Raw genomic sequence first — 4,724 nt, forward strand, 5'->3', positions numbered from 1 at the left:
CCACCCAGGTTGACCAGAATACCGTGATCGCGGCCGGCCGCGCTATGGCGCGGCGTGTGCTCGATAGGGCAGGCTACATTCCGAGGCTTCCATGGACGGTTATTAATTGATCTGTGATCGACTTCGGGTTTGATGCTAGCAAGCTTTTCGGGCGTATGCTGGATATATCTGGCCGTAATAGAGGTAAGCGAGCTTCTCTCGGTCCCTGCGTCCAGATGCTTTGGCGACTCGACTCCCATCGGTGTAAATCGGCGGCCCTAAGTTAGGAGGCATCCAATATCGCAGGTTCGGGCGAAACAGTCGCGCCATCATCGGCGCCTTAAATCCGACAAGGTGGGTGGCCGCACGATCTTCTGCATCCACTGTCCGAAGGGAATGGCAACCAATCGCCTTTCGCGCAAGCGTGCGAGAATGCCGCCCAGTGGGGGTGGTAACGGCGCCTTTAGATCAGGGCGCGCCCTTGAGGAGACTAAGGACTTCGCTTGAGACCGCGATCACCGTGGCAGGGTAGCCGCCCTATTCCAGAAATGATGCGTTTGGGTGAGGATGGATTCTGCGGCGGGCGGGTTCATATCGGACTGTGCGATGACTTGCGTATGACAATGCTTTACCGGTGCTTCGGGGAGTCGGAGGCGAACGTCGGCCACGCCAGTGGTACGGGTCCTTGCCTATGGATCAGTCCGTCACCTGATTGTGGCATGGCCTATGGGACCAACTCCGCGAATTCACCCTCGAGCGCCCAAAGAAGCGACTATCAAACCGCAGGCTTTCCTGGAAACCCTGCTCGGCATCGACGAAGGTTTCGAGGCCGGCATCCGGGCACTACGACTGCTACCTGGGCCAGCGATGGCCTCACAAGTTCTTCGAAGCTCGGCAAAAGCTAGAGAAAGGCGCCAATGTCTAAGCTGCCAATGCCTAAATTGTCTAAAAGTCATCAGTCAGTTTACAATCTCGGTGCCAGTAAGCCAGAGATTGCTCTTAGTGCATGGATTGCGCCTTCCGCCACGATCGTGGGTGCCGTGACAATCGGACATCAATCAAGTATCTGGTTCAACTGTGTGTTGCGCGGCGATGACAATACCATAAAGATAGGTGCGCGAAGCAACATCCAAGACGGGTCGGTCGTTCACATTGACCCAGGCGAGTTCGATGTCGTCATCGGTGATGATGTCACCATCGGGCATTCCTGCCTGATCCATGGTTGCCAACTGGAAGACTGCGCTTTCGTCGGGATGGCTTCGACTGTCATGAACGGTTGCATCATCGAGCCGGATGGCGTTCTCGGAGCACGCAGCCTCCTTACATCGGGCAAGCGGGTTAAGTCGGGAGAATTGTGGATGGGTTCCCCCGCCAAGCTCGTCCGGATGCTGTCCGAAGAGGAGATCCGGAGTTTCCGGAAGACTGCGCAAAGCTACGTTCGAAAGGGTGAACGTTTCCGCTTAGAATTCAGTCAAGGATAGGGGGTTAAGCGGCACTGTAAAGTTATCAGCGGATTGATGCAGCGATAACTGGCCGGGACGGCTGTCAACGCTGCGTCAGGAAGCGCCGCCGCGTAAAGCTCTTCCTGCTGCTGGTCTGGTCTCGCATCCGTGACGCCTCCGTGATCCAGCGTCACGGACAGAATCATGGCAGATTAATACGGGGCAATAGGCCCGCCGAGGATGCGGGCAATCGCAGGCCGAAGAAGGCCACATGATTGGCACACGCTCATGCCGCGGGCATACCTGAATACGATCTTGGCGTCAAAATCGGGAAAGCGGCCTTGATACTTAGCGATCAACTTCGGGTCGAAGGAGCCGGCACGGTCACGCGGGATTGAAAGTTCGAGCTTCGACGTGCCGTCAGAACAGTCTTCTTCGAATGTCCGTTGCGGCGGTTCGCCAGCCCCTCGGCTTGCCTCCTCAAGATGATCATCAGTTCGGCGTTCAGTATCCGGTCTGAAAGCGCCTTCCTCGGATCGTCGAGCAAACCGACCTTGGCAAACAGCTCCAGTGAGTCGCGCCCCGCAAGCAACCGGTCTAGAAGTTCCTTCTCAATGGCCATGCGATGATTCTCCTGTCCATCATCATGGCCTCAAGCACAAGATATCTGACAGTCCCTGATCCGCTAACCGCAATGCACATTCTCATGCACAAGACGGGCTACACGCTACCGATTGCATAATCAATCGCTGCCGCAAATAACTATTCTGAGTTTCACGGGTCCGTTCTCCATGCGATCCATAGGCGCTAAGCATGAGCATTCTCATGCGGCTTGGAGAGCCCGGCCAAATGGAACCGTCTACGATGCAGCGACCCGCTGAAACTAATATCGATGATGCCGTTGCCCATGAGCAACGCGTCTATGAAAGCTCGAACCCGACAAGCAGACGGAAATTTGAGGCCGCCAAAGAGGTCCTGCCTGGCGGCAACACTCGGGGCTCGCTGTATTTCGATCCGTTTCCGCTCTTCTTTCAATCTGCGCGATCTAGCAAGGTGATCGATGCGGACGGACACGAATATTCAGATTTCGGCAATGACCTAACCGCCGCCTTGTTTGGTCATTCGAACGAAGCGATCGTGGCAGCGCTCAAGGCGGGGCTGGACAACGGAATGAGTTACGGGGGCACGCACGATCATGAGGTGGCGTTTGCCCGCGAGATCCGCCATCGGTTTCGATCTATCGAGAGAGTCCGGTTCCTGACGTCGGGAACCGAGGCGAATCTAGCGGCCATCCGACTTGCCAAAGCCGAAACGGGACGGGGCTTGGTGCTGGGCTTCTTCGGCGGCTATCATGGTAACGTCTTAAACTGGCTGGAGCCCAAGAGTGAGATGAATGTCGATCGCGCGGACGTCCGCCTCGCGCGATTCAATCACATCGAAACCGTCGAGCAGATCGTCCGGGATGAAGGCAAGGACATCGCGGCCATTTTGGTCGAGCCGATCATGGGCAGCGCTGGCGGCTTCGTGGCCGAGACAACTTTCCTGAGCCGACTTCGTTCGATTTGCGATGAGATCGGCGCATTGCTGATATTCGACGAGGTGCAGACCGCAAGGTTCGCCCTCGGCGGTTATCAATCGGTAATCGGTGTCTATCCGAACCTGACCACGCTCGGCAAGTTTTTCGGTGGTGGTCTCAACTTCGGGGCTTTGGGCGGGGCTGCGAGGCATATGGATAGGCTAGGGCCCGGCCACGCGCGAATGCTCTCGCACGGCGGCACTTTCAGCAACAACGTTCTGACCATGATCGCGGGCCATGCCGCGCTGAAGAAAGTCTTCGTTCAGGAAAACGTCGACCGCTTGAATTCGCGCTCTAACGAGCTTCGGTCTGCTTTGCTGCGTCGAGCGAATACCCGAGGGGTGCCGCTGCAATTGGGTAGTTTCGGCTCGCTCATCTCGACACATTTCCAAGCGGAGATGCCGCGAGGGCCTGAGGATGTAAAGACGCCGGCTATCTTTCGAAAGCTGTTTCAGCTCTTCATGATCAACAACGGCATATTTATCACCAGGCGCGGCCAGTTTACCGTGTCAATGGCCAATACCGAAGACGAGTTCTCGGCATTGGAAAATGCCTTTGACAGGTTCCTGGACCGATATGGCGAACTGACCGATGACTACCGCTGAGGATTCGCACGAAACTATCGGAGCGGCTACCAGCTGGTCAAGGCGAGGACATTGCTGTGAATGCGCGGACATTTCTGCCTTCTAGTCCTGACATCGTTGATGACGGCAAACTCGCGCCGTCGGCGGTGCGCCTACTAATGAAAGATCTGGGCGAACATCCACAGACGACCCTGTCCGATAGGGTATACGGAATCGTGCGTGAAAGCATCAGATGCGGCGTGTATGGGCCCGGTGAGAAGATCACGCACCGCGCTATAGCCTCTCAACTGGGGGTCAGCGTTACGCCCGTCCGAGAGGCAATCACGCGCCTCGTGTCCGAGGAAAGCCTGTCGATGGCAGGCCCAAAGACCATTGTCGCTCCAAGCCTTGGGCGCTCAGATTTGGAGGAAATTACGAAGATCCGCGTCAATCTTGAAGGCTGGGCAGCGGAGCTTGCGGCGGAAAATGCCTCCGCGACCTTCATTCGCGAGTTGGAGCATCATCATCTTGTCTATTGCACGCATCGGAGCTCTCACGACACTAGGGCGAAGATTGCGGCAAACGCCAAGTTCCACTTCGCACTGTATGCCCAGTCAAAAGCCCCCAGACTTCTGGCGATCATCGACAATCTTTGGGTGACAATCGGCCCCACACTGGGCCTTCTCGCATATTGGGGGGTCGAAGACAACGACGGGGAGAGATTTCACGACGCCGCAATCTCTGCACTTAAGGCAAGAAACACTGCCGCTGTCCAGGCCGCGATAGTCAATTGTATACTCACCGGCCGTCTGAAAATCCTGCAAATCCTAGATCCTGATTAGAAAAAATGTTTAAGATCGTCCTGGAAGTGCTGGTGCAAAGCCGCCGAAATGCCAAGGCGGCAAAGCGTCTGATGCGCAAGTTGCTAAAGGCTCAACAGCAGACACAGCTCCGGCCCTATGATGCCGCCAGGCGCGACCTCATGCGCGGTGTCGAACACCGGTCGCACAAAGGTCTCAATAATCGAGCGGAAGATTCGCACCACCCCACCCGACGACGGGAAAGGAACATGAAACGCTTCAAGTCGGCACGTCAGCGTTTTATTTCCATCCATGATCCGATTACCAACCTGTTCCACTTTCTCCGCAATAGGCTGTCGTAGGC

3 protein-coding genes and 2 pseudogenes are annotated in these 4,724 nt (G+C 56.2%); 3 read left to right on the forward strand and 2 right to left on the reverse strand.

The genetic code is table 11. The features are described from left to right. Positions 1-1,037: 1,037 nt before the first annotated feature. Both EOA24_RS41875 and EOA24_RS27960 read right to left on the reverse strand, forming a co-directional pair. Positions 1,038-1,409, reverse strand: a complete 372-nt coding sequence (locus EOA24_RS41875; RefSeq protein WP_189354269.1) for a hypothetical protein — start codon at positions 1,407-1,409, stop codon at positions 1,038-1,040. A 293-nt stretch (positions 1,410-1,702) separates the two neighbouring features. Further along, positions 1,703-2,043 (reverse strand): annotated as a pseudogene (locus EOA24_RS27960) (transposase); the annotation flags it as partial. Positions 2,044-2,234: 191 nt separating this feature from the next. On the opposite strand from EOA24_RS27960, the gene EOA24_RS27965 reads away from it, so the two are divergent. From EOA24_RS27965 to EOA24_RS27975, 3 genes and pseudogenes are all read left to right on the forward strand, one after another. Further along, complete coding sequence (locus tag EOA24_RS27965; RefSeq protein WP_127410288.1) at positions 2,235-3,602, forward strand: aminotransferase class III-fold pyridoxal phosphate-dependent enzyme; 1,368 nt, start codon at positions 2,235-2,237, stop codon at positions 3,600-3,602. 56 nt (positions 3,603-3,658) lie between these two features. Then, the gene (locus EOA24_RS27970) at positions 3,659-4,402 is read left to right on the forward strand and encodes a GntR family transcriptional regulator (protein ID WP_127410289.1); all 744 of its coding nucleotides are present in this window, start codon (positions 3,659-3,661) and stop codon (positions 4,400-4,402) included. A 17-nt stretch (positions 4,403-4,419) separates the two neighbouring features. Further along, a pseudogene (locus EOA24_RS27975) lies at positions 4,420-4,695 on the forward strand (DDE-type integrase/transposase/recombinase); the annotation flags it as partial. Positions 4,696-4,724: the final 29 nt, after the last annotated feature.

Source organism: Mesorhizobium sp. M2A.F.Ca.ET.039.01.1.1, from assembly GCF_003998035.1.
GTDB lineage: Bacteria > Pseudomonadota > Alphaproteobacteria > Rhizobiales > Rhizobiaceae > Mesorhizobium.